The sequence below is a fragment of the Pseudomonas sp. PGPR40 genome, assembly GCF_022014505.1.
In the GTDB taxonomy this organism is placed as follows: Bacteria; Pseudomonadota; Gammaproteobacteria; order Pseudomonadales; family Pseudomonadaceae; genus Aquipseudomonas.
Genome location: NZ_JAKLSP010000042.1, coordinates 18,291 through 41,955, shown reverse-complemented (window position 1 = coordinate 41,955; position 23,665 = coordinate 18,291). Strand labels below are relative to the sequence as shown.

At 60.3% G+C, this 23,665-nt stretch carries 22 protein-coding genes and 2 pseudogenes; 9 read left to right on the top strand and 15 right to left on the bottom strand.

Translation table 11 applies throughout. The features are described from left to right. Nucleotides 1-1,029: 1,029 nt before the first annotated feature. Nucleotides 1,030-1,404 (top strand): DUF6124 family protein, encoded by a 375-nt coding sequence (locus MEB48_RS26955; protein WP_237886809.1) that lies wholly within the window; start codon nt 1,030-1,032, stop codon nt 1,402-1,404. Nucleotides 1,405-1,591: 187 nt separating this feature from the next. On the opposite strand, the gene MEB48_RS26950 is transcribed toward MEB48_RS26955, so the two are convergent. The 5 genes from MEB48_RS26950 to cpaB all read right to left on the bottom strand — a co-directional run bounded on the left by MEB48_RS26950 (nt 1,592) and on the right by cpaB (nt 6,855). Then, the gene (locus MEB48_RS26950) at nt 1,592-2,482 is read right to left on the bottom strand and encodes a type II secretion system F family protein (protein ID WP_237886808.1); all 891 of its coding nucleotides are present in this window, start codon (nt 2,480-2,482) and stop codon (nt 1,592-1,594) included. Further along, complete coding sequence (locus MEB48_RS26945; protein WP_237886807.1) at nt 2,479-3,363, bottom strand: type II secretion system F family protein; 885 nt, start codon at nt 3,361-3,363, stop codon at nt 2,479-2,481. Before MEB48_RS26945 ends, MEB48_RS26950 begins: the two co-directional genes overlap by 4 nt. An 11-nt stretch (nt 3,364-3,374) precedes the next feature. Continuing rightward, nucleotides 3,375-4,655, bottom strand: a complete 1,281-nt coding sequence (locus MEB48_RS26940) for a CpaF family protein (protein ID WP_237886806.1) — start codon at nt 4,653-4,655, stop codon at nt 3,375-3,377. Continuing rightward, complete coding sequence (locus MEB48_RS26935) at nt 4,652-5,857, bottom strand: AAA family ATPase (RefSeq protein ID WP_237886805.1); 1,206 nt, start codon at nt 5,855-5,857, stop codon at nt 4,652-4,654. The genes MEB48_RS26940 and MEB48_RS26935 overlap by 4 nt, the downstream gene beginning before the upstream one ends. 68 nt (nt 5,858-5,925) lie before the next feature. Continuing rightward, a complete protein-coding gene (cpaB, locus tag MEB48_RS26930) occupies nt 5,926-6,855 on the bottom strand; it encodes a Flp pilus assembly protein CpaB (RefSeq protein WP_237886804.1) in 930 nt (309 codons plus the stop codon). 324 nt (nt 6,856-7,179) lie between these two features. Here cpaB and MEB48_RS26925 point away from each other — a divergent pair, with 324 nt between their 5' ends. Continuing rightward, nucleotides 7,180-7,395, top strand: a complete 216-nt coding sequence (locus MEB48_RS26925; RefSeq protein WP_237886803.1) for a Flp family type IVb pilin — start codon at nt 7,180-7,182, stop codon at nt 7,393-7,395. 69 nt (nt 7,396-7,464) lie between these two features. Further along, nucleotides 7,465-7,875, top strand: a complete 411-nt coding sequence (locus MEB48_RS26920) for a response regulator (protein ID WP_237886802.1) — start codon at nt 7,465-7,467, stop codon at nt 7,873-7,875. 157 nt (nt 7,876-8,032) lie between these two features. Here the strand turns inward: MEB48_RS26920 and MEB48_RS26915 are convergent, their stop codons facing one another. Then, nucleotides 8,033-8,887: a MaoC family dehydratase gene (locus tag MEB48_RS26915; protein ID WP_237886801.1), complete on the bottom strand. Its 855-nt coding sequence runs from the start codon at nt 8,885-8,887 to the stop codon at nt 8,033-8,035. A gap of 2 nt (nt 8,888-8,889) precedes the next feature. Then, nucleotides 8,890-10,242, bottom strand: a complete 1,353-nt coding sequence (locus tag MEB48_RS26910) for a 3-oxoacyl-ACP reductase (protein WP_237886800.1) — start codon at nt 10,240-10,242, stop codon at nt 8,890-8,892. 271 nt (nt 10,243-10,513) lie between these two features. On the opposite strand from MEB48_RS26910, the gene MEB48_RS26905 reads away from it, so the two are divergent. Further along, the gene (locus tag MEB48_RS26905) at nt 10,514-11,791 is read left to right on the top strand and encodes an acetyl-CoA C-acetyltransferase (RefSeq protein ID WP_237886799.1); all 1,278 of its coding nucleotides are present in this window, start codon (nt 10,514-10,516) and stop codon (nt 11,789-11,791) included. A gap of 206 nt (nt 11,792-11,997) precedes the next feature. Here MEB48_RS26905 and MEB48_RS29505 read toward each other — a convergent pair whose 3' ends face one another. Together MEB48_RS29505 and MEB48_RS29500 are read right to left on the bottom strand one after the other, a co-directional pair. After that, nucleotides 11,998-12,726 carry a methyl-accepting chemotaxis protein gene (locus tag MEB48_RS29505; RefSeq protein WP_371916351.1) on the bottom strand — a complete coding sequence of 243 codons (729 nt, stop codon included), beginning with the start codon at nt 12,724-12,726 and terminating at the stop codon, nt 11,998-12,000. Between the two features lie 129 nt (nt 12,727-12,855). After that, nucleotides 12,856-13,944, bottom strand: a pseudogene (locus MEB48_RS29500) (cache domain-containing protein); the annotation flags it as partial. 402 nt (nt 13,945-14,346) lie between these two features. Here MEB48_RS29500 and MEB48_RS26895 point away from each other — a divergent pair. After that, nucleotides 14,347-15,240 carry a PA4780 family RIO1-like protein kinase gene (locus tag MEB48_RS26895; protein ID WP_237886797.1) on the top strand — a complete coding sequence of 298 codons (894 nt, stop codon included), beginning with the start codon at nt 14,347-14,349 and terminating at the stop codon, nt 15,238-15,240. Nucleotides 15,241-15,436: 196 nt separating this feature from the next. On the opposite strand, the gene cueR is transcribed toward MEB48_RS26895, so the two are convergent. The 3 genes from cueR to MEB48_RS26880 form a co-directional block, all read right to left on the bottom strand. Next, nucleotides 15,437-15,850, bottom strand: a complete 414-nt coding sequence (gene cueR / locus MEB48_RS26890; RefSeq protein WP_090175934.1) for a Cu(I)-responsive transcriptional regulator — start codon at nt 15,848-15,850, stop codon at nt 15,437-15,439. Further along, nucleotides 15,847-18,240, bottom strand: coding sequence for a heavy metal translocating P-type ATPase (locus tag MEB48_RS26885; protein ID WP_237886796.1), 2,394 nt, complete (start codon nt 18,238-18,240; stop codon nt 15,847-15,849). Before MEB48_RS26885 ends, cueR begins: the two co-directional genes overlap by 4 nt. 249 nt (nt 18,241-18,489) lie before the next feature. Beyond that, nucleotides 18,490-18,873 (bottom strand): hypothetical protein, encoded by a 384-nt coding sequence (locus tag MEB48_RS26880; RefSeq protein ID WP_237886795.1) that lies wholly within the window; start codon nt 18,871-18,873, stop codon nt 18,490-18,492. A gap of 159 nt (nt 18,874-19,032) precedes the next feature. On the opposite strand from MEB48_RS26880, the gene MEB48_RS26875 reads away from it, so the two are divergent. Together MEB48_RS26875 and MEB48_RS26870 are read left to right on the top strand one after the other, a co-directional pair. Beyond that, on the top strand, nt 19,033-19,230 hold the full coding sequence (locus MEB48_RS26875; RefSeq protein WP_237886794.1) for a heavy-metal-associated domain-containing protein: 198 nt from the start codon (nt 19,033-19,035) through the stop codon (nt 19,228-19,230). 109 nt (nt 19,231-19,339) lie between these two features. Next, the gene (locus MEB48_RS26870) at nt 19,340-20,536 is read left to right on the top strand and encodes a multidrug effflux MFS transporter (protein WP_237886793.1); all 1,197 of its coding nucleotides are present in this window, start codon (nt 19,340-19,342) and stop codon (nt 20,534-20,536) included. An 8-nt stretch (nt 20,537-20,544) separates the two neighbouring features. Here the strand turns inward: MEB48_RS26870 and MEB48_RS26865 are convergent, their stop codons facing one another. The 3 genes from MEB48_RS26865 to MEB48_RS26855 all read right to left on the bottom strand — a co-directional run bounded on the left by MEB48_RS26865 (nt 20,545) and on the right by MEB48_RS26855 (nt 22,227). Further along, a complete protein-coding gene (locus tag MEB48_RS26865) occupies nt 20,545-20,715 on the bottom strand; it encodes a hypothetical protein (protein WP_007907130.1) in 171 nt (56 codons plus the stop codon). Between the two features lie 172 nt (nt 20,716-20,887). Next, complete coding sequence (locus MEB48_RS26860; RefSeq protein WP_237886792.1) at nt 20,888-21,901, bottom strand: zinc-binding alcohol dehydrogenase family protein; 1,014 nt, start codon at nt 21,899-21,901, stop codon at nt 20,888-20,890. A gap of 32 nt (nt 21,902-21,933) precedes the next feature. After that, on the bottom strand, nt 21,934-22,227 hold the full coding sequence (locus MEB48_RS26855; protein ID WP_237886791.1) for a putative quinol monooxygenase: 294 nt from the start codon (nt 22,225-22,227) through the stop codon (nt 21,934-21,936). A gap of 145 nt (nt 22,228-22,372) precedes the next feature. Between MEB48_RS26855 and MEB48_RS26850 the strand changes: the two are divergent. Beyond that, a pseudogene (locus tag MEB48_RS26850) lies at nt 22,373-22,528 on the top strand (LysR family transcriptional regulator); the annotation flags it as partial. A gap of 305 nt (nt 22,529-22,833) precedes the next feature. Further along, nucleotides 22,834-23,568 (top strand): ArsR/SmtB family transcription factor, encoded by a 735-nt coding sequence (locus MEB48_RS26845; protein WP_095052999.1) that lies wholly within the window; start codon nt 22,834-22,836, stop codon nt 23,566-23,568. Nucleotides 23,569-23,665 lie beyond the last annotated feature (97 nt).

Sequence of the window (23,665 nt, the reverse complement as noted above, 5' to 3'; positions counted from 1 at the left end):
CGAGGCGCGGGGCCACAGCCCCACTCAGACGCCGGATAGATGAAAGCAAGCCAAACACGCATCAAAAACAGTATTGCAGAAAAGGGGGTAACCATAGATGTGGGAGCGGGCTTGCTCGCGAAGGCGGCCTGACAGCCGACCTGTATTTTATTGACTAAGTACATATCCATTCCTGCGGTAACGGCCACTTACGGTTTCGCCCTTACGGCGAGTCCCTTTTGGCAAACGCCCCAAAAGGAACCAAAAGGTCTCGCCCCAAGCGTACGGCCCCTCGCTAAGGCTCGGCGTTCCTTCGCTCCGGTATCCATCTGGGGGCATCGCCCTACGGTCTGCTTCGCTACGACCTACATGCGATGGGTTCGACTGCGTCGAACGGCGCTGCGCGCCAATCCCCAGATGAACACCTCCACTCAGCCTCCCGAAGGGGCGGGTGGATCAAAATCAAAAGCCAGATCAAAAGCGGCAGGCGAGCTAACGCTCGGCCTGTTGAGTGGTGAGGGGCGGGTGTACGCCGCTCCACTGTGGGAGCGGGCTTGCTCGCGAAGGCGGCCTAATAGCCGACCAATCCCTTTCAGGCATACGCCACCCCACTGTAGGAGCGAGGCTTGCCCGCGAAGACGGCCTCACAACCAACCAATCTCTCTTAGACATACGCCGCTCCACTGCGGGAGCGAGCCTGCTCGCGATAGCGGCCTTACAGACAATGATGTTTATCGATCGGTAAAAACATCAGAACCTTCCCACATGTTTTTCAGGTTGCCCGTCGGACGCTGCGTCTCTAGCCTTTGTCCGTCGCTGACAATTCAGCGTCCGGGCGTCGCAGTCTGTTCAGTTCATTTGGTGCATAATCGCCAGCCCCAACCGAAGCACTTCAGTGCTTGTCGTTTGGTTTGATGGTGGCTGTGCGTGGGATACCTTCGGGTATGCCGGGTTTCCAAATGACTCGGTCTGCGACCCCGCGTACAGCTACCTCCCTCCATCGCGTCGCAGCGATCAGTGGTAGCTCAATTTCACATTTGGAGTATCACCATGTTCAAAGCCACACCAAATCCCCCTGAAACCGACGATGTTTCCCCCTACGAATCCCTCGATTCCAAAAAACTCCACGAAGCCGCGGACCGCGCGCTCGACCACTACCTCAATCCCACCCCGAAAAAAACCGAAGGCCGCAAGCCAAGCAAGATGTTTCTGGTTGCGCCGGATATGGATAACGAAAGCCTGCTGGCCCATGTCTGCGAATCGCTGGCTTCGGCGAGCGTCATGACCAGCGACATTGCCGCGTATGTCGACGCTCCGCAGCGGCATACGATCCTGGCGATTCAGCAGGTCATCATGCTGGCCGAGCTGGCGGTGAATCGGGTGCTGGATAACGTCGACGTACCAAAACCTGCGCCACACAGCTGACCCTTGTAGGAGCGAGGCTTGCCCGCGAAGGCGATTTCACATTCAACATGGAAGTCGTCTGATACACCGCTTTCGCGAGCAAGCCCAGCTCCTACAGTTGAGCTGGGTACATCTGTGAGAGATTGGTCGACTGACACATAGCCTTCGCGGGCAAGCCTCGCTCCTACAGGGGATCAGCTGTGGTCTTTCAATGATGAAAGGCCCGGGCCAACGCGGTGAAGCTGGGGCCGGCCAGTACGATCAGCAACGCCGGGAAGAGAAACAGCATCATCACGACGGACATTTTCGCGGACATTTTGGAGATGTATTCCTGCAGACGTGTCAGGCGTCGGTCATCGAGCAGTAGCTTGAGCCCCAGCAGTGATTTCATGGCGCCGCCGCCCTGGTGGATCAATTGCTGAAGAATCACGCAGGTGTCGGTGAACTCGTCCACCGCCAGTAACTGGGTGGCCTTGTTCAGTTCTTCGCCAAGCTCCAGGCCGGAGTCGACCCGGGTCAGTATCAGGCGCAGTTCATGGGTCAGGGCTGGCAGTAATTGTTTGCCTTCGATGCTCAACACTCGCAGTGACTGTTCCACCGCCATGCCGGATTCGAACAGGATGCGCAGCAGTGGAATGAAGGTCGAAATCTCGATCGCCAGTTGTTTTTGCCGACGGTGCGCGGCGGCGGCCAGCAAGCGTTTGGGCAGCAAATAACCGAGGGCGGTGGCGAACGCCGGGGTGATCCAGTGGTTGTTCACCTGCGAGAAGAACACGCTCTGGATCAACAGACTCAAGGCCAACGCCAGCACCGGTATGCCGATCTGGCAGGCAGCGAACAGCGAGCGTTGCCGGGCGCTGCGCCAGCCAAGGCGATTGAGCAGCGTCTGGGTTTCGTTGTCCAGTTTGACCGAGCGCTGACCGATGCGGCTGTCGCCCAGCAGTTGCAGCCAGTGACGGAAGCGATGGTCGCTCAGCGGTTTGCCGTCCAGTCGTTGAGCCACCTGGCGAGCGCGACGGTGTTGGTCCAGCAGGCCACTGAGCAGCAACAGCGTGGCCGCCAGAAACAACAGTGCGCTGATCAGCAGGGCTATTTTCATACGCTATGCAACATGCGCCACAGCGCCAGGCAACCCACGACCTGCAGGCCGAACGCGGTCGCGAGCATCATTTGTCCCGAGCTGCTGCTCCACATGGCGAACAGGTATTTCGGATTGGACAACAAGAAGTAGCCGGCAAGCCCCACGGGCATCAGGGCCAGCACCAACGCCGTGATGCGGGTTTCGCCCGTCATGGCGCGCAGTTGGCGCGCCGCTTGGTCGCGTTCACGGATCATTTTGATCAGGTTCTCAAACAGCTCACTGGCATTACCGCCGTAGCGGTGATTGACCTTCAGGCCCAGCGCGAACAAGCGAAACTCATCTTTCTCATACAGTTCGGCGAAGTCCGTAACAGCGTCAGGCAGGCTGACGCCCAGATTCACATTGCGCTGAACCCGGCCCATGGCGTTTTTCAGTGGGTCTTCGGCGGCGTCGATGGCGACCCGCACTGCATCGGCCAGGGTGCGTCCGGACTTCAGACTGCGCACCGTATGGTCGAGCAACGATGGCAGTTGTTCGATCATGCGCTTGAGCCGGCGCTGATAGCACCAACTGATGTACAGCCGCAGAGCCAGGGGCGGCACCAGCAACAACACCAGCAAACCGATCCAGCCCGCGAGAGCAACGCCCAGCAAGATGCCCAAGGCCCAGAGCAGCAACCACAACCCCAGGCGCTCGGTGGGACGACCGAGGCCGGCGCGTAGAAAGGCTCGTTCCAGGCCCACCCAGGATGATTTCTTCACCGTCAGTTGTGGTTGCCCCTGCGTCAGGCGACCGAGGGTTCGATCGATGCCGGTCTGGCGCAGACCGTTGTAGAACAAACGGATCGACAGGCCCAGCAACGTCAGGCAAATCAGGATGAGCAGCGCCGGTTTGAGCATGCCGTGATCCTTCAGTGCGATAAGGGAGAGAGCGCCGATTCGCGACGCAGTTTATCGCCGGCGGGGTTGACCGCCTCGCGCAGGAAACCGAAGCCGGTGCGTCGATCGAAGCGGAACAGCGTATTGGTCACATACACGTCGTCACGAATACCGACGACTTCCACCACTTCGCTGACGCAACGGCGGCCATCGGGCAGGCGCGACAGTTGGATCACCACGTCCAGCGCCGCGCAAATCATTTGCCGCAAGGTGCGTTCGGCAATGATGCGTCCAGTCAGGCCCACCAGAGTCTCCAGGCGCAACAGCGCGTCCTGGGCATTGTTGGCGTGCACGGTGCTCATGGAACCGTCGTGCCCGGTGTTCATTGCGGTGAGCACATCGACGACTTCGACGCCGCGAATTTCGCCGAGGATGATCCGGTCCGGGCGCATCCGCAGCGCGTTGCGAATCAGATCGCTGGCCTTCACTTCGCCGTGGCCTTCGGCATTCGGCGGTCGGGTTTCCAGGCGCACCACGTGAGGATGGCCCAGTTGCAATTCGGCGACGTCTTCGATGGTGACCAGGCGTTCGTGCGGGGCGATCAACTGGCTGAGAATGTTCAGCAGCGTGGTCTTGCCAGTGCCGGTACCGCCGCTGACAAGGATGTTGCAGCGCTTGCCCACAGCCTCCTGAATGAACTCGAAGATCGCCTGATCGATGGTTTGCATCGCCATCAGGTCGGAGCTTTTGAGCATGTCCTTGCGGAACTTTCGAATCGACAGGCATGGGCCATCGAGGGCAATCGGCGGGATGATCGCGTTGACCCGGCTGCCATCGGGCAGGCGCGCATCGACCATCGGTGAAGACTCATCGAGCCGTCGGCCCAGGGGCGCGAGAATTCGCTGCATCACCCGCTCGACGTGATGGTCGTCGATGAATCGCAGGTCGCTCAGGTGCAATACACCCTCGCGTTCGACGAACACCCGGTGCGGGCCGTTGACCAGAATTTCGGTCACCGTCGAGTCACGCAGCAACACCTCCAGCGGACCGAAACCGGTGAGCTCGTCGACGATTTCCTCAGCCAGCCGCTCCATCTCATAACGGGAAATCGCCAGGTGCAAACGGGCAATGTACTCGGCGACTTTGTCGATGACGAACTGCGACAGCATTGGCCGCGAGCCTTCCAGCAGGTTTTTCCCGGACTCTTCGATGGCGTCGATGATGTAGCGGTGCAGCACCAGTTTCAGGCCTTCGTGGTCGGTATTGCCGGCCGGCCCGTGGGAGGGCGCGCCGAAAAGTTTTTCCCCACTCATTGCGCGCCCCTCAATCGGTCAAACCAGCCAGCCTTGGGTTTGTCCAGGTCTTCGGAGCGTTTGGCCAGCCGTTCGCCGAGGGTGCGCAGGCTTTGGGTCAGGTTTTCGCGCGGGGCCAGTTCGAACAGGCTCACCCCCTGATTCTTGGCGTTGAGCCGCACTTCCGGGCTGTAGGCCAAGACCGCCATAACCTCCATGCCGAAGCTTTTGCTCAAGGTGTCGGAGTCTGGCGCGACGTTGCGCAGATAGCGGTCTACCAGCAACCGGGCGTGGTCGAGCTTGAGGCCTTTTTCACGCCAGCGGCCGAGCACCTCAAGGTTGCGTCGGCAGTCGAGCACATTCTGATCGGTGTACCACAGCAACTTGTCGCAATGGCTGACGAAGGTGCGCAACGCTTCGCTTTCCGACTGGCCGGTGAGGTTCACCACGATGTGCTGGAAATGTTGACGCAAGGCGCTGAGCAGCATGTACAGCTCGGCGGCACTGGTCTGTTCCAGCGGTTCGTCATGGCTGGCGTAGGCGAGAATCCGCAGCCCGGCGTCACAGGTGGTGAAGGCGCTATCGATCAGCGTCGCGTCGAGGCGCCTCAGGTGTCGCAACGCATCGCCGAAATGAAACGAGCTCTCCAACCCCAGCAAGGCCAGACTGTCGCCACGCGGCAGTCCGAGATCCAGCAACAATGTCTGCTGGCCGCTCTTTTGCACCACGTGCGCCAGATGGTTGGCGAGCAACGCTCCGTCGGCATTGCTCTGTGCACCATAAAGCACGGTCAGGCCACCTTGCTGAGCCTGATGTGTATTCGGCGCCACGGTCGGCAGGCGTTTGCTCAGGCGGCGCACCAGGCCGGCCACTTCACTGGAACGCGAGCCGTAAGAGACGAAATCCCGCGCGCCGGCCCGCATGGCATTGAGCACGAGCTGGTTGTCCATGCCATCGCCCAACGCAACGATCGCCAGCATCGGTTTGGCTTCCAGGGCCCCCTCGATCAACGCGCTCTGCGCCACCACATGTTCACGGTCCAGACCCACGAACACCAGGCTGGCGAAGGTCACGTCCACCAGCGTCAAGAGTTCATCGAGGTTGCCGCCCCCAGCGCTGATCACTCGGCCCAAAGGGGCCAGCGCACCTTGCAGCCACTCGAAATCGGTGCTGTTGCGCGTGATCGCGAGGAACGTCTGACTCAGGTTCTGGGGCTGACTCATTGCAATAACCCGCTGCAGAGCAAGTACTGTGTAAAACGTCTGCGCATGGAGAAGCGTCCTCGCTCGATTCAGGGCGTTTGTTGGGTGACTTCATTGCCGCGGATGACTTCCACGCTCGACTTGCGCGGTGCTGCGCCGCCGATGGCGGGTTTGGGTGTGCCAGCCAGGGCCAGTTGACTGAACTGCACCAGTTCGCGATTGGCGCTGGCCAGGCTCGCCTGTGAAGCGCGGTTACCCGCCCAGTAATAACTCAGACTTTTTTCTTCGGCGCTGCGCACGGCCAGGCGCAAAACCCCGACCTGAGCCGCGAGCATCAGACGGCTCAAGAGGGGTTCGGGAACGGCGAGCAAAACGGTGCGGGCATTGGCGCGCAGTTGTTCCTGCTTGAGTCTTTCTTCGTGGCTGCGTGCCGGGTTGGCCGGCTGGCCATCGTTCATCAGCCCCAACTGGTCGCCGACACCGAGCACGCGCAACGCCGGGACCACGACTTGGGCCGATTGCTGGAGATTGTTGGTGTCCATGCGCAGAAACAGCAGGACGTCGACATAGTCGCCGGGGCTCAGTTGACCGCCGACATTGATCACGTCATCTGCCGCCACGGCGAGGGCGCGCTCATCGGGGCGGATCATTCGCGCCAGCGCCCCCCCGGTTTCGAAACTTTCATCATTGAGCCAACTGCCGGCAGTCAGCGTGCGCCAGGGCGTACGGCCAATGGCTTGATCGAGACGGGACAGGCTGCCGGCCGGGGCGATGCGGAGTTTTTCCAGGGTCACGTCGGCGGCGGTGATCGGCTCGAATGGCGCTATGTCACGCAGCAGCACAACCACTGGCTGGCGAGTCGGGTCGTCCGCCGGCGCCAATATCGGGGCCGATGATGTGCCGGGTTGTGCGACGGATTCGGGTGCCGGTTGGCGACTCAGCGCCAGCCCCCAGTAACCGGCAAGGATGGCGCCTGCCAGAAACAGTCCGGCCAGGCCCATGGTGACGCGACTGTTCATGAAGGCTCTCCCTTTCCTGCTGCGTAACGCCCCCAAGGAGTTCTAATGAGATGACTTCGCAATCAGGCAGCTATGAACATAGAACTATTTCGCTATTTGACGGTAGCGCAGGTAAAGCAAAAAGCCATTACAGGGCGGTAAATATCTGACAAAAGTAACGGACTGAAGCCAAAAGCACTGTTCTTTGACGTCAATGAACCGGTTACTACTTAAGCATTAACAGGTTCTTACAGTTGTTGGTCTCGGGTTTGCCGACAATGCTGATGCTGGCATAGGGGAATCATGTTGCAGTTGTGCAACATCCGCTGTCACAGGAGACACGTCATGTCCTTTACTAAAGTTGTGCAGAAGATCAAAACCGAAATCATTTTGTTCAAGTACCTGGCCAAAGATACCGAGGGTGCTTCGGGTATCGAATACGCGATCATTGCGGGCATGGCCGCGGTTGCATTGGTGGTGTTCATGACGCCTATCTCGGGTGCGGTAACCGATATTTTTACCGTGCTCAAGGAATCGCTAGTGCCTACTCCTACGCCTTGATGTCGACCGCTTGCTAACCTGCCAGGGTGGTTCTAACGTCAATGCTTAGTCCATTGCAGGTGTTTACTCATGAATGCTCCAGCGTTCCCACGCCAACAGCTGCTTCTGGTCGATGATGAGGAAGATGCGTTGCTGGAACTGGCGGAGTTGCTGGAGGGCGAGGGCTTTACTTGTTTTACGGCAACCTCGGTGAAACTCGCCCTTCATCATTTGACTTGTCATCCTGATATCGCGCTGGTGATTACTGATTTGCGGATGCCGGAGGAGAGTGGCATGTCATTGATCAAGCGGTTGCGTGAGCATACGTCGCGTCAGCATTTGCCGGTGATTGTGACGTCGGGGCATGCGGACATGGATGATGTGAGCGATATGTTGCGGTTGCAGGTGCTGGATTTGTTCCGCAAGCCGATTTATCACGTGCGGTTGTTGGAGACGTTGAATAATTTGTTTCCACAGCCTCGGGGTTTGGTTGGTTCCTGACCTGCGGTGTAGGTTCCGGGGCATCGCCCTACGGTTTTGATCGTTCCCACGCTCTGCGTGGGAACGCCTCTACGGACGCTCTGCGTTCGGCTCTTGGGACGCGGAGCGTCCCGGGCTGCATTCCCACGCAGAGCGTGGGAACGATCAGACCGAACAATCAGGTAACAGGCCGCCACTGCCCAACCATATGCTCCAGATCCCCCGCACCCATCAACTGAAAATCCCCGCTGGACCCTGCCGCGCGGGCCACCAGCGTCACTTCACTGGGAAGGCGCACCGGTTTCCTGAACTGCACCGCAATCTCGACGTTTGCCGTCGGCAAATGCTCGGTCATGGCTGCCAGCGTACGGGCCTTGTTCCACAGACCATGGGCGATGGCTTTGGGAAAACCGAAGAGTTTCGCGCTGATCGCACTCAGGTGAATCGGGTTGTAGTCCCCGGACACCTTGGCGTACCGCCGGCCAATGTCCGCCGGCACTTTCCAGTGGGCCACTTCGGTCAGCGGCAGCGTTGATGCAACAGCGTCCTCGACGGGCTCGCCTTGCAGTTTGACGCCGCGACACAGCATCTGGCTTTCAGCCTCCCACAGCGGCCCCAACTGATCGTCGAGTGTCGTCACCAAATCGAACGTCGCGCCCTTGGCATGGGGTTGCAGGTTCTGCACCTTCACGCTGACCCGCACCCGGTGCACGCCGCCCATGGGGCGCAAGACGCGGATGCGGTTGCTCAGGTGAATCAGCCCCAGCAGCGGAAATGGAAACGCTTTGGCGGTGAGCAATTGCATCTGCAAGGCGAACGCCAGGATGTGCGGATACGTCGGTGGCAGCAGCCCGTTGTCGGGGAAACCACAGACCTTGCGATAAGCCTCCAGACGTTTCGGATCGACATTGACCCAGCAGTGATAACCCAGGTCAGGCAAGGCGCTGCCGGTGATTTTGCGACGTGTTAGTGCCTTCACATACAGCGTTTGCAGGCCCGGTTCGCTATTGAGTGTGTGCCAGTCGGTGGTCATGGTCAGGCTCCCAAAACGCTTTGCCCGCAAATGCGCAACGCTTGTCCGGTAAACGCTCCGGTGCCCGGTTGTGCCAGCCAGGCCACGGCTTCGGCGACGTCTTGTGGCAGGCCGCCCTGACCCAAAGAACTCAAGCGTCGCCCGGCTTCGCGCACGCCGAAGGGCAGGTGCGCGGTCATTTGGGTTTCGATGAACCCTGGCGCCACCGCATTGATGCTGATGCCGCGCTCGTTCAGCAGCGGTGCCCAGGCCTGGGCCAGGCCGATCAACCCGGCCTTGCTCGCGGCATAGTTGGTTTGCCCGCGATTGCCGGCGATGCCGCTGATGGACGCCAGCAAGATCACTCGGCCGTCGTCGCGCAAGGTGCCGCTGTCGAGCAAAGCCTTGGTCAGCACTTGCGGCGCGTTGAGGTTGACCGCCAGCACCGCGTCCCAGAATTCCGGGGTCATGTTGGCCAGGGTTTTGTCTCGGGTGATGCCCGCGTTGTGGACCACGATGTCGATGCCATCGGGCAGAAGTTCGATCAGTTGTGTGGCGGCGTCTTCGGCGCAGATGTCCAGCGTGATGCCGCGCCCGCCAAGGCGTGCGGCCAAGGCTTCGAGATCGCTCTTGGCCGGTGGCACGTCGAGCAGGATCACCTCGGCGCCGTCGCGGGCCAGGGTTTCGGCGATCGAGGCGCCGATGCCGCGCGCCGCGCCCGTCACCAGTGCCTTGCGCCCCGACAAGGGGCGAGTCCAGTCCATCACCTGCGCCCCACAGGCCTTCAAGCGTATGGCTTGTCCGGAAATGAACGCGCTTTTTGGCGAAAGGAAAAACCGCAATGGTCCTTCCAGTTGATCTTCGGCACCTTCACCGACATAGATCAGCTGCAACGTACCGCCGCTGCGCAGTTCCTTGGCCAGCGAACGGCTGAAACCTTCCAGGGCACGCTGGGTGCTGGCGGCAAACGGGTCGCTCAAAGTCTCCGGCGCCCGGCCAAGAATCACCAGGTGCGCATGGTGATCGAGGTTTTTCATCAGCGGCTGGAAAAACTCGCGCAGCTGTTTCAATTGATCGACCTGCACCAGATCACTGGCGTCGAACACAACGGCTTTGAGTTTCTGGCCGTGACCGGGAATCCACGCCGTGGCCAGGGTCGGGTCGGTGCCGTAGCTGTAAATCGTGTCGGTCAGGCGGTTGGCGAGAGCGCTGACTTTTTCCGTCAGCGGGCCACCGCCAATCAGCAACGCGCCCTCGATAGGCCGCAATCGGCCTGCTTGCCAGCGTTCCAGTCGTACCGGCGACGGCAGACCCAGGGCACCGACCACACGATGGCCGATGGACGAATTGGCGAAGTCGATATAACGGTCAGACATGGATCACGCTCCAGTAGCTGGGGTTAAAAGTGTGGACCAGGAATTGCAATTAGTCGTCCGACCCACGAGATACGGCCTACGCTTGATCATTGCAGGTTAGTTTGAGATTGGGTTTAGCAGGACTTTCAGGAAATGCAGCCCCCTGTGGGAGCGGGCTTGCTCGCGAAAGCGGTGTGTCAGTCGACAGAGATGTTGAATGGGCCGGCCCCTTCGCGAGCAAGCCCGCTCCCACAGGGTTTGGTGTTCAGATTTGATTAAAAGGAGCTTTTTCATGACTCAGCTGCGCCGCGTCGCGATTATGGGTGGTAACCGTATCCCCTTTGCCCGGTCCAACGGGCCGTACGCCACTGCCAGTAACCAGGCGATGTTCACCGCAGCGCTGGAAGGCTTGATCGAGCGCTATAACCTGCACGGTGTGCGCATGGGCGAAGTGGCGGCAGGTGCGCTGCTCAAGTATTTGCGTGATTACGGCCTGACCCGCGAATGCGTGCTCGGCTCGCGGTTGTCGCCGATGACGCCGGCCTATGATATCCAGCAAGCCTGTGGCACGGGGCTGGAGGCGACGTTGTTGGTGGCGAACAAAATCGCCTTGGGGCAAATCGAATGTGGCATTGCCGGTGGCGTCGACACCGCCTCGGACGTACCGATCGGGGTCAACGAAAGCCTGCGCAAGATCCTCTTGCAGGCCAACCGCGCCCGAAGCACCGCCGACAAACTGAAAACCTTCCTGCAACTGCGTCCCCGCCACTTGATGCCCGACTTTCCAAGCATCGGTGAGCCACGCACCGGCCGGTCGATGGGCGAACACTGTGAATTGATGGCCCAGACCTGGAGCATCCCGCGTGACGAGCAGGATCGACTGACCCAGGAAAGCCATCAGAAACTGGCCGCGTCTTACGCCGAAGGCTGGCACAACGATCTGATGACGCCGTTCCTGGGCCTGACCCGGGACAACAACCTGCGCCCGGATCTGACCCTGGAAAAACTCGCCTCACTGAAACCGGCCTTCGAGAAAAGCGCCAAGGGCACCCTGACCGCGGGCAATTCCACGCCACTCACCGATGGCGCGTCGGTGGTGCTGCTGGGCAGTGAAGTATGGGCGAAAGAGCGCGGCTTGCCGATCCTCGCCTATTGGCGCGACGGCGAGGCGGCGGCGGTGGATTTCGTCAACGGAGCCGAAGGGCTGCTGATGGCGCCGGCTTATGCCGTGCCGCGTTTACTGGCGCGCAATGGCCTGACCTTGCAGGACTTCGATTACTACGAAATCCATGAAGCATTCGCCGCGCAAGTGCTGTGCACACTCAAGGCCTGGGAAGATCCGGAGTTCTGCAAAACCCGTCTCGGCCTCAATGCGCCGCTGGGCTCCATCGACCGCAGCCGCCTCAACGTCAAGGGCAGCTCACTGGCCGCCGGGCATCCGTTTGCCGCCACCGGCGCGCGCATCGTCGCCAACCTGGCGAAGCTGCTGGACGCGGCGGGCAAGGGCCGAGGGTTGATCTCGATCTGCGCCGCCGGCGGTCAGGGCGTGACGGCAATTATCGAGCGTTGATTATTGAGGGTTTACCCCTGGCGAACTCTTCAAGCACTGATCGTTCCCACGCTCTGCGTGGGAATGCCTCATTGGACGCTCCGCGTCCGCTTCGGCAGGGACGCGGAGCGTCCCGTGCTGCATTCCCACGCGGAGCGTGGGAACGATCAATCCTGTAGGAGCGGGCTTGCCCGCGATTGGCCGCGTAGCGGCCACCGGGTATCCGGTCAGGTTCTAAAGCGTCTAACCAACCCATCCAGCTCATTCGACAACCCCGCCAGGCTCTGAGAATCCAGGCGCGCCGAGTTCGCCAGTTCCGCCACCAACTGCGCATCGCCATGAATCTGGCTGATGTGGCGATTGATGTCTTCCGCCACTTGATGCTGTTCTTCAGCTGCCGTGGCAATCTGCGTGTTCATGTCGCGAATCACATCCACCGATTCACGAATCTGCCCGAAGCTGCTGCGCGCTTCGCCGATACGGGTCACCGATTGCTGGGACACTTCCAGGCTCGCATGCATCTGCTGCGTCACCTGGCTGGTGCGTTTGGCAAGATTGCCCAACAGCCCGTCGATTTCCGCCGTGGAGTCGGCCGTCCGTTTGGCCAAGGCGCGAACTTCATCCGCTACCACCGCAAAGCCACGACCCTGTTCACCGGCCCGGGCCGCTTCGATGGCGGCGTTCAGCGCCAGCAGGTTGGTCTGTTCGGCAATGGAGCGGATGGTCCCGAGGATCGACTGAATGTCGTTGCTATCGCGTTCAAGCTGTTGCATCGACTGCGCCGATTGTTCGATTTCCTGGCTCAAGCGATCAACGCTGGTGACGGCTGCATCAATCTGCTGCTGACCTTCGCGCGCCTGGCGCTGACCGCTGTCGGCCGATTCGGCGGCCTGGCTGCAGGAGCGTGCGACTTCGTTGGCGGTGGCGACCATCTCATGGAACGCGGTGGACACCATGTCCACCGCTTCACGCTGACGTCCGGCGGCTTCGGCCATGTCGCTGGACACTTGGGTCGAGCTCTGTGAGGTGGCGAGGATCTTGGTCGCGGCACCGCCGATGCTTTGAATCAGGTTGCGAATCGCCGCCAGAAACTGGTTGAACCAGTTGGCCAATTGCGCGGTTTCATCGCTGCCACGGATGTGCAGATTCTTGGTCAGGTCGCCTTCGCCCTGGGCGATGCCTTCCAGACCGCTGGCTACGCTGCGGATCGGCCGCACGATCAGGCTGGCGAAACTGGCGCCAACGATAGCGAAGAACACTGCCAGTACCGCCGCGATGATCGCGATCAGCCAGGTCAGTTGAGTGGCCGAGCTCATCACGTCCGTCTGCTTGATCAGGCCGATAAAGGTCCAGCCCAGTTGTTCCGACGGCCAGACATTGGCCATGTAGCGCTCGCCATTGAGCTCGACTTCCACCAGCCCTTTGCCGGCCTTGGCCAGTTGTGCATAGCCATCGCCGAGACTGTTGAGGGCCTTGAAGTTGTGTTCCGGTTGCTTCGGATCGACCAGCACTTTGCCGGTGTTTTCCACCAGCATCAAATAGCCGGTTTCGCCGAGTTTGATCTGTTTGACGATTTCGGTGAGCTGTTTGAGCGTCACGTCGATACTGACCACGCCGCCGTTGGTGCCCAGTTTGTTGTCGATGGTGCGCACGGTGCTGACGTAAGTCGCGTCATCCTGAGCCCAGTAATAGGCCTCGGTGCGAAATGGTTTGCCGGGTTTGGCCAGCGCGGCTTTGTACCAAGGGCGCTGGCGCGGATCGTAATTGTTCAGCTTCGCATCGTCCGGCCAGGACACGTAACCGCCCGCCGCCGTACCGAGGATGGCATAGGCATAGGCCGGGTGGCTGTTGCCCAGGTCCTGGAGGAGGGCGAAGACCTTTTTGTCCGACTCGCCTTGGGGAATGCTCTCGGCGTTGGCGCTGATGTAGGTCTTGAGGCTGTCGTCGGAGTTCTTGATCAGCGGTTGGGTGGCCAGGTAATCGACGTTCTGGCTGATGCCGTCAAAGAACAGCTGCATGGCATTGCTGACCTGACGAATCTCACGGCCGCTGCCATCGACAAAATTATCCTTGGCATCGCTGCGTAAGTTCAGCACCACGAGGGTAGCGACCAGTACTACGGGCAGGCATGCAATGATTGCAAACGCCCAGGTCAATTTCTGTTTGATGTTCATCCGCGCTCCAGTTCTTCTTGTAGACCCACGCAGTGCAGATGACTCGCGGAGTATTTGGTAGCTGTAAATATTTTCGATTGTCGGACAAATCCTTTGCTCTCTAATACCTTCGGCTGATGGACAGGGAAATTGAGGTCTGTTGAGAAAAATCCGGCGAAAGGTAGAGAGCGACATGTCAGATTCTGTCGCAATGGCCTTGTAGTCCTTCGTCAACAAGTGATGCAGGCTCAGCTATGATCTTGAGCGGTCGATGAGTCATGCCTGATTAATCCGGCACATTGTGTGCTTCTTGATGTTCATGGGAACGTTCATAGGTCGGTAACCCCTCCCGCGAAGGAGAGGATTGCCGTATAACGAATGACTTTCGCGTGTTTGGTAATAAAGGACCCACAATAAAAGCTGATGAAGACTCCAAAACGCATTGAACCCCTGATCGAGGACGGTCTGGTCGACGAGGTGCTGCGCCCACTCATGAGTGGTAAAGAAGCAGCTGTTTATGTGGTGCGCTGCGGCAACGAGCTGCGTTGTGCCAAGGTCTACAAGGAGGCGAATAAACGCAGTTTTCGTCAGGCGGCCGAGTATCAGGAAGGCCGCAAGGTGCGCAACAGCCGGCAGGCTCGAGCAATGGCCAAGGGCTCCAAGTTTGGCCGCAAGGAAACCGAAGACGCCTGGCAAAACGCCGAGGTGGCGGCGCTGTTCCGTCTGGCCAATGCCGGTGTGCGGGTGCCCAAGCCGTATGACTTCCTCGAAGGCGTGCTGCTGATGGAGCTGGTGGCTGATGAGTACGGGGATGCCGCGCCGCGTTTGAACGATGTGGTGCTGGAGCCGGACCAGGCGCGCGAATATCACGCGTATCTGATTTCGCAAATCGTGCTGATGCTGTGTACCGGTCTGGTGCACGGTGACCTGTCCGAGTTCAACGTACTGCTGACACCGACCGGGCCGGTCATCATCGACTTGCCGCAAGCAGTGGATGCGGCGGGTAACAACCACGCGTTCAGCATGCTGGAGCGGGACGTGGGCAACATGGCGTCCTACTTCGGTCGTTTTGCACCGGAGTTGAAACGCACCAAGTACGCCAAGGAAATGTGGGCATTGTACGAAGCTGGCACTTTGCACCCGGCCAGTGTGTTGACCGGCGAGTTCGACGAGCCGGAAGAGCTGGCGGACGTCGGCGGGATCATGCGCGAGATCGAGGCGGCCCGTCTCGATGAAGAGCGTCGTCAAGCGGTTCGGGCGGCGGATGATGCGCCACCGAGCAAGACCGAAGAACCGCCTCCACCGTGGATGCAGTGATCGGTTGACCCAAAACCCGGCTTCGGCCGGGTTTTTTGTGGGTTATGGATTCAGAACCTGTAGGAGCGAGCTTGCTCGCGAAGAGGGAGTGTCAGTCGACATTAGTGTTGCCTGACACGCCGTTTCGCGAGCAAGCTCGCTCCTACAAGTATTGGGCCTGCCCGCGATGACGTCGGAACATCCAACACGCAATGTGTCAGGCCCGAGCCGGTTCCGCGCAGCAGCCCGACGCCAGCTCCTTGAGGATCGGGCAATCCGGGCGATGGTCGCCTTGGCAATGTTCCACCAGGTCTTGCAGGGTGTCGCGCAGTTGACCGAGTTCGCGAATCTTCTGGTTCAGCTCGTCGATGTGCTGACGGGCCAGCGCCTTCACATCGGCACTGGCTCGCTGGCGGTCCTGCCAGAGGGTCAGCAGTTTGCCGACTTCTTCCAGTGAAAAGCCCAGATCCCGGGAGCGCTTGATGAACGCCAGAGTGTGCAGATCGTCGTCGCCATAGACCCGGTAGCCACTGTCGGTGCGATGCGCGGCTTTGAGCAGGCCGATGGATTCGTAGTAACGAATCATCTTCGCGCTCAGACCACTGTGGCGGGCCGCTTGGCCAATGTTCATCGGTTGTCCTCCAGGTCTTTGGGTTTCCAGGTTTTCAACAGTAACGCATTGCTCACCACGCTGACGCTCGACAGCGCCATGGCCGCGCCGGCCAGCACCGGGTTGAGGAAGCCGAACGCCGCCAGTGGCAGGCCGATCAGGTTATAGACGAAGGCCCAGAACAGGTTTTGGCGAATCTTCGCGTAGGTCTTGCGGCTGATTTCCAGCGCCGCCGGCACCAGCCGTGGATCGCCGCGCATCAGGGTGATCCCGGCGGCGTGCATGGCGACGTCGGTGCCGCCACCCATGGCGATGCCGATGTCTGCCGCGGCAAGGGCCGGCGCGTCGTTGATGCCATCGCCGACCATCGCCACCACGCCGGTTTTTTTCAGTGCGGCGACGGTGGCGGCTTTGTCCGCCGGCAGTACTTCGGCGTGAACGTCACTGATGCCCAGCGTTTCGGCAACTACTTTGGCGCTGCCGCGGTTATCGCCGGTCAGCAGATGGCTGCTGATGTTCCGTGCATTCAGCTGTTGCACCGCTTGCAAGGCACCGGGTTTGAGCGTGTCACCGAAGGCGAACAGGCCGAGTACCCGAGGTTCGGGGCTTTGTTCGATCAGCCAGGACAGGGTCCGGCCCTCGGTTTCCCAAGCAGTTGCGGAATCAGCCAATGGTCCGGTGCTCAGTCCGCTCTCTTCCAGCAGACGCCGATTACCCAAGGCCAACCGTCGACCATCGAGATTGCCGGCAATGCCGCGCCCGGTCAGCGATTGACTGTCGCTGACATCAGCCACGGTCAAGCCGCGCTCGGCGCAGGCATCCAGCACAGCCTTGGCCAGCGGGTGCTCGCTACCGCGCTGTAGCGCACCGGCCATTTGCAGCAGAGCAGCTTCGTCACTTTCGATGGCACTCAAATGCGCGATGCGCGGCGTACCCGACGTCAGCGTGCCGGTCTTGTCGAACACCACGGCGCTGACTTCATGAGCGCGCTCCAAAGCTTCGGCATCCTTGATCAAAATCCCGTAATGCGCCGCCACACCGGTGCCGGCCATGATTGCCGTCGGCGTGGCCAGCCCGAGTGCGCAAGGGCAGGCGATCACCAGCACTGCGACGGCGTTGATCAACGCGGTTTCCAGTGGCGCGCCGTACAGCCACCAACCGATCAAGGTCGCCAGCGCGATCAGCAGCACCGCCGGCACGAACACCTGGCTGACTTTATCCACCAGTTTCTGGATCGGCGCTTTCGCCGCCTGCGCGTCTTCGACCAGGCGGATGATCCGCGCCAGCACGGTTTCTGCGCCAAGCGCCAAGGTCCGAACCAACAACCGACCTTCGCCATTGATGGCGCCGCCGGTGACCTTGTCGCCCGGCTGTTTTGGTACCGGCAGGCTTTCGCCGCTGATCAGTGCTTCATCGGCGTGGCTCTGGCCTTCCACTACTTCGCCATCCACCGGGAAGCGCTCGCCGGGTTTGACCATGACCAGATCGTTGAGGCGCAAAGCGCTGATCGCAACGTCTTGCTCACGGCCATCGATCACCTGAATGGCTCGCTCTGGACGCAAGGCTTCGAGGGCGCGGATGGCGCTGGCGGTCTGGCGCTTGGCGCGGCTTTCCAGGTATTTGCCCAGCAGCACCAGAGCGATCACCACCGCCGAGGCTTCGAAATACAGGTGCGGCAGGCGGCCGGCGGCGGTGGTCCACTCGTAAACGCTCAAGCCATAGCCAGCGCTGGTGCCCAGGGCTACCAGCAAATCCATGTTGCCGGCACCAGCGCGCACGGCTTTCCACGCAGCGACATAGAAGCGCGCGCCGAAGATGAACTGCACCGGCGTCGCCAATGCGAACTGCACCCACGCCGGGAGCATCCAGTGCACGCCGAAAGGTTGCAGCACCATCGGCAGCACCAGCGGCAAGGCAAGGGCGATGGCCGCCAGCAAAGCCCAGCGTTCGCGGTGCAATCGTTGTTGTTGACTGTCGATATGCGGGTGTTCGACTTCCCAGACGCTGGCGGAGTAACCGGCCTTGGTCACGGCGCTGATCAAGATTTGCGGATCGATTTGACCGAGCAGTTCGAGGTGCGCGCGTTCGTTGGCCAGGTTGACGCTGACGCTTTTGACCCCCGGCACCTTAGCCAGCGCCCGTTCGACGCGGCCGACACAGGACGCGCAGGTCATGCCGTCGATGCTCAATTCCCGGCTCTGCTGCGGCACGCTGTAACCGGCCTGCTGCACCGCTTCCATCAAGGCCGGCAGGCTGTCGCTGGGCGCTTGAACCCGGGCCTGTTCGGTGGCCAGGTTGACGCTGACGGCCGTGGCGCCGATGACTTTGCTCAAGGCACGTTCGACACGCCCCGCGCAACTGGCGCAGGTCATGCCGGCAATCGGCAGATCGAAAGTGGTGGATTCGGACATCGGTCACGCTCCCTGTAGAAATTGCCTACAGGATCAACCTTGCCATGCGGGCAAGGTCAAGCGCCACTCTGCAAATCGTCGCAGGCCCATGCAGAGCGCGACTCTGCAAATCGTCACGGGCCTGCAGAGCGCGACTCTGCATTTTGTAGGAGCGAGGCTTGCCCGCGAAGAGGCCATAACAGCAAGCATCGATGTTGAATGTGATGGACCCTTCGCGGGCAAGCCTCGCTCCTACAGGGTAGGTGGTGATCAGTATTCGAGGGCGGCTGGCTTGAGGTACATCCCTTCCTGCGTCATCGCAATCCGGAACTTCAACACATCCCCGGCTTTGAGCGTGATGTTCTGCGAACCCGGCGCGAGCATGCCCGGGTTGCAACCCGGCACCTGGCCCGGCAGCAGTTTGAGGCGCAGGGCCACATTGCCCGGCGGCAGGTTGAACGAGGTGCTCTGTTCCTGGAACAGTCGCGCCGATAGCTGATCCTGGATGTACACCCCGATTTCGCAGGGAGTCGACACTTCCAGGCGCTCGCGGGAAATGATCAGCACGCCGTAGTCCTCCCCGGCGGCTTGAACCGAAGGTGTCGCGGCAAATAGGCTGAGGAAGCCAAACAGGCTAAGAGCTGACCAGCGCATGGCTGAATCTCCTGATGTCGAGTCATAGATGGGCGCAGCTTGGCCGACCACGATGTCGATTGCCAGCCCGGCAGCTTGCCTGAGAACTTGACCTTGCCATGGTGGCAAGCTCGAGACTGCCCTCAACCCTATTGAAGGGCCCCATTAAGGAGACGTCCCATGCAAGTGTTCAACGTTGAAGGCATGTCCTGCGGTCATTGTGTCAAGGCCATCACTCAGGCGCTGCAAGCCAAGGATCCCGCGGCCAATGTGCGTATTGATCTGGCCGCCAAAGAAGTCGGGGTTGAAAGTGCGCTGACGGCCGATCAGGTGATCGCCGCCATCAGCGAAGAGGGCTACGGCGTAAAACAGGTCTAAAACTTTTTAATAGTTAGCGACCTAACGGAATGTTCAAGGCGTCCACGCCCGGCTAGACTATCGGCCTGCCCGATCCATGGCCAATCTGCATGCCCAACCTGGACGCCTGATGAACCTTCGCACAATCCTGATTCTCGGCGCCTTGAGCGCTTTCGGTCCGCTGGCGATCGATTTCTATCTGCCGGCATTCCCGGTGATGGCGCTCGCTTTCGGCACCGACGAAAAACACGTTCAACTGACCCTGGCGGTCTACTTCCTTGGCTTGTCCATTGGCCAACTGGCGTATGGCCCGGTGGCGGATCGCTTTGGACGACGGATTCCCTTGCTGGCCGGCGTCGGTTTGTTCACTGCCGCGTCATTGGCCTGTGCTTACGCGCCGAGTCTGGAGTGGCTGATCGGCGCACGTTTCGTCCAGGCGCTGGGCGGTTGCGCAGGCATGGTGATCGCGCGGGCGGTGGTCAGCGATAAATGCGATGCGGTGGGTTCGGCGAAAGTCTTTTCGCAACTGATGCTGGTGATGGGCCTGGCACCGATTCTTGCGCCGATGCTGGGTGGGTTGCTGGTCAACACGACGGGCTGGCAATCGATCTTTCTCGTGCTGACCGGTTTCAGTGCACTGGCAGGGTTGGCCGTGGCCCTTGGGTTGCCGGAAAGTCTGCCGGCCCATGTGCCGCGCCAACCGTTGTCGGGCGCGTTGCGTCAGTACGGTCGGTTACTGGCGGACCCGCTCTTCCTCGGCCATGCCCTGACCGGTGGTGTCGCCATCGCCGGGATGTTTGCCTACATCGCCGGTTCACCGTTCGTCTTCATCAAGCTCTATGGCGTGCCGGCCGAGCATTTCGGCTGGCTGTTCGGTATTAACGCGGCGGGTTTCATTCTGGTGGCCCAGGTGAATGCCCGGATGCTGGCCAAGCGCGGCCCGGCCTTTTTACTGGCGCGTACCGTCTGGTTCTATCTGGCGGGCGGTCTGGCCCTGTTGGCGGTCAGCGCGTTGCACACCGCGCAGTTGTGGCCGTTGCTGATGCCGCTTTTCCTCTGCATCGCCAGCTTGGGTTGCATTGTGCCCAACGCCTCGGCCTGCGCCATGAACGGGCAAGGCGCCCGGGCGGGCAGTGCCTCGGCGATGCTTGGTTGCCTGCAGTTCAGCGTCGCCGCCGGGGCCGCAGCATTGGTGGGTGTTTTGCATGATGGCAGCGCCATGCCGATGGCCATGGTCATCAGCCTGTGCGGGATTCTGGTGGTGAGCGCGGCGACGCTCACCCGACGTTTGCAAAATGTCCGGGTGCTGACGCAAGCCCAGTCCTGAGGACGGACTCAGCCAGCAGCGCGATGCTGACGGTCGGGAATCTGATGGGGCGCGTGCAAGCGCGCTTCAAGCGTTTTAGTAAAGGCCAGGGCTTCGGCCTCACTGCGGAACGTCACAGCGTGTTGATCCAGGCGGACCTGCCAGCGGGATGTAGCCACTTCTTTTATCAGGATCTTCATTGCTGAGTTCCTCGCGTAAAAGACGTCTCGTAAAAGACATCACGTAAGTGATTGTTTGCAGAGTTTTCGATTGTAGACCCGAATACGATCGCAATTGTGACAACGGTCAATTCTCTGACTGACGGCAAAAGATCGCGGAACCTACAAAGGCAGCGATCTTTTGATCTTCAGCTCAGAACCCTTCCAGCACAATCTTGCCCTTGGACTTACCGCTCTCCAACAGCTCATGGGCACGACGCAGGTTGGCCGCGTTGATAATCCCGAAGTGCTCGCCGACCGTGGTTTTCAGCGTGCCCGCATCGATCAGCCCGGCGACCCGGTTGAGCAGTTTGTGCTGCTCGATCATGTCTGCGGTTTCGAACAGCGAGCGGGTGTACATGAACTCCCAGTGCAGCGACAGGCTCTTGCGCTTGAGTTTGGTCACGTCCAGCGTTTTCGGATCATCGATCAGCGCCAGTTTGCCTTGCGGTGCCAACGCCTCCACCAATTGATCCAGGTGTTGATCGGTCTGGGTCAGGCTGGCGACGTGGGTCACCTGCTCGATCCCGGCACGTTTGAGTTCTTCGCTCAGCGGCTTGTTGTGGTCGATCACCAGATCAGCACCCAAGTCACGCACCCAGCTCTGGGTTTGAGGGCGGGAAGCGGTGCCAATGACCTTCAGTCCGGTGAGCTGGCTGGCCAGTTGCGTGAGGATCGAACCCACACCGCCAGCGGCACCGACGATCAGCAAATTCTGGCTCTCATCGGTTTTGCCTTCGCGCACTTGCAGGCGTTCGAACAGCAATTCCCATGCGGTGATGGCGGTCAGCGGCAGGGCGGCGGCTTCGGCGAAACCGAGGGTTTTCGGCATATGACCGACGATTCGCTCATCCACCACATGCAACTCGCTATTGCCGCCGGCACGGGCGATGGAGCCGGCGTAGAACACCTTGTCGCCAGCCTTGAACAAGGTCACTTCGCTGCCGACAGCCTTGACCACACCGGCCACATCCCAGCCCAGCACCTTTGCCGCGCCACTTTCAGGCTGGACGTTCTGGCGAACCTTGGTGTCTACCGGGTTGACCGAGATGGCTTTGACTTCCACCAACAGGTCGCGCGGCCCGGCGACCGGTTCTGGCAATTCGATGTCTTGCAGGGACTTTTCGTCGCTGATGGGCAGGGAGGCGTAGTAGGCAATGGCTTTCATGTGGGGGCTCCTGAAAGTGATGGAAGAAGGAATCAAGCCACGGTGCGCAGGCGCTTGAGATCGAAGTGTTCGAGGAAGCCGCCGGCCTTGGCGCGAAAGTTCTGAATGTGGGCGCTGGCGTCATGGGCTTGCAGGGCCTCGTCACTGCTCCAGTGTTCGATCATGTAAAAGGCCAGGGGATTGGCGAGGTCTTGATGCAGGTCGTATTGACTGCAACCGGCTTCGGCGCGGGTCGGCTCCAGCAGCGCACGCAGATGCTGTTCGAGGGCGTCCTGCTGGCCGGCTTTAGCAATGAGGGTGGCAATAGCAGTAAAGGGCTGGGACATGTTCGACTCCGGAACGTAGTGATTTCGATGGGACAGATGATTGGTTATTTCCCGACAAGATAAAACCCGCTAAAGAGCAGTCTCTTTCAATTTTTTTTGATAATCGGGCTGACGATGCTGCGTTTCGATGACTTGCAGTTGTTCGATGCCGGAGTTGCTCTGCGAGCGCGCACCGCTGAATTTGTTGTGCGCCCATCGCGCACAATTGAGTAAGCCGGTGAACCTTTTGCGGGAAATGCTTGCCAGCCGATGCGCTCGCATAAGCAGTCAATTTCCGACGAAATCGGATGTCGATCATTAGTCGCAGGTAAATAGCGAAATTTCTGTCAGGAACTATCACCATCAATGGATCCCCGAGGGCAGGAACCGGCGGTTAACCCGCTTATACTAGCGCCCGCCTCATGTACGCACCGTCGACCTCGCAATGGCGAGATCAGGTTCGATTCGGTCAGACCCGATGGTCATCACCGGACCTTCTTTGCACCCGCGAAGCAATGGCCGGGCTTTGGCCGGTTTATGGCGGCTTTCGCGTCTTGGCCGACGACACGTTACTGGTCAAGATGTCTCTGAGCAGTAAGACGAAACGATTCAACAGGGAGTGAATACATGGAACATGCACCTTGCATCAGCCAGATCGCCACATTGCTGGCTGACCCAAAGCGCAGCGCAATGATGTGGGCCTTGATGGACGGCTCGGCGCGGCAAACCGAAGAGCTGGCATTGCTGGCCGGCCTGTCGCCGTCTTCGGCCAGTGCGCATTTAGGGCGTTTGTCCGCCGGAGGTCTGTTGAAAGTCGAAACCCGTGGACGCAAACGGTTTTTCCGGCTTGCCGCGCCCGAAGTCGGCGCCGCGATAGAGGCACTGGCCAGCGCGACCCTGGCCAGCACGCCTCGGGACATTCCAGAGGTTTTCAAACGCATGAGCCCTGTCGCCAAACCTCAGGCGGCGCCTTCGTCATTGCTGCGAGCCAGGCTCTGCGACGACCATCTGGGCGGTACCCTGGCCGCCGACCTCTACCAGCGTCTGCTGGATGCGGGCTGGATCGAGCAATTCGATCAGCGGGTCATGATCACTCACAAAGGCGCCACACAATTGGCAACGCGCGGTGTGTTCATCCAGGCGCTGGCTCATCGCAACAGCAGAGTCGCCTGCGCTTGCCCGGACTGGAGCGAAAGACGCCCGCACATGGGCGGTTCATTGGGCGCGGCGTTGTTGCAGCTGTTCATGCAATCCGGCTGGTTGAGCCTGCCCAACGATTCGCGAGCGTTGCAGATCACCGCCGCGGGGCAACGGGAAATCCATCGTTTTGCCAAAGAAACCGAGCTGGAAATGGCGCTTTAGAGCCCTTGAGGTGCGACGTCCGGGATCTTGGGTTTCAGGCGTCGTTCAGAGCTGTGGACAGGTCGCATCCAGCAATAACCCCCAGCCACTATCGCGC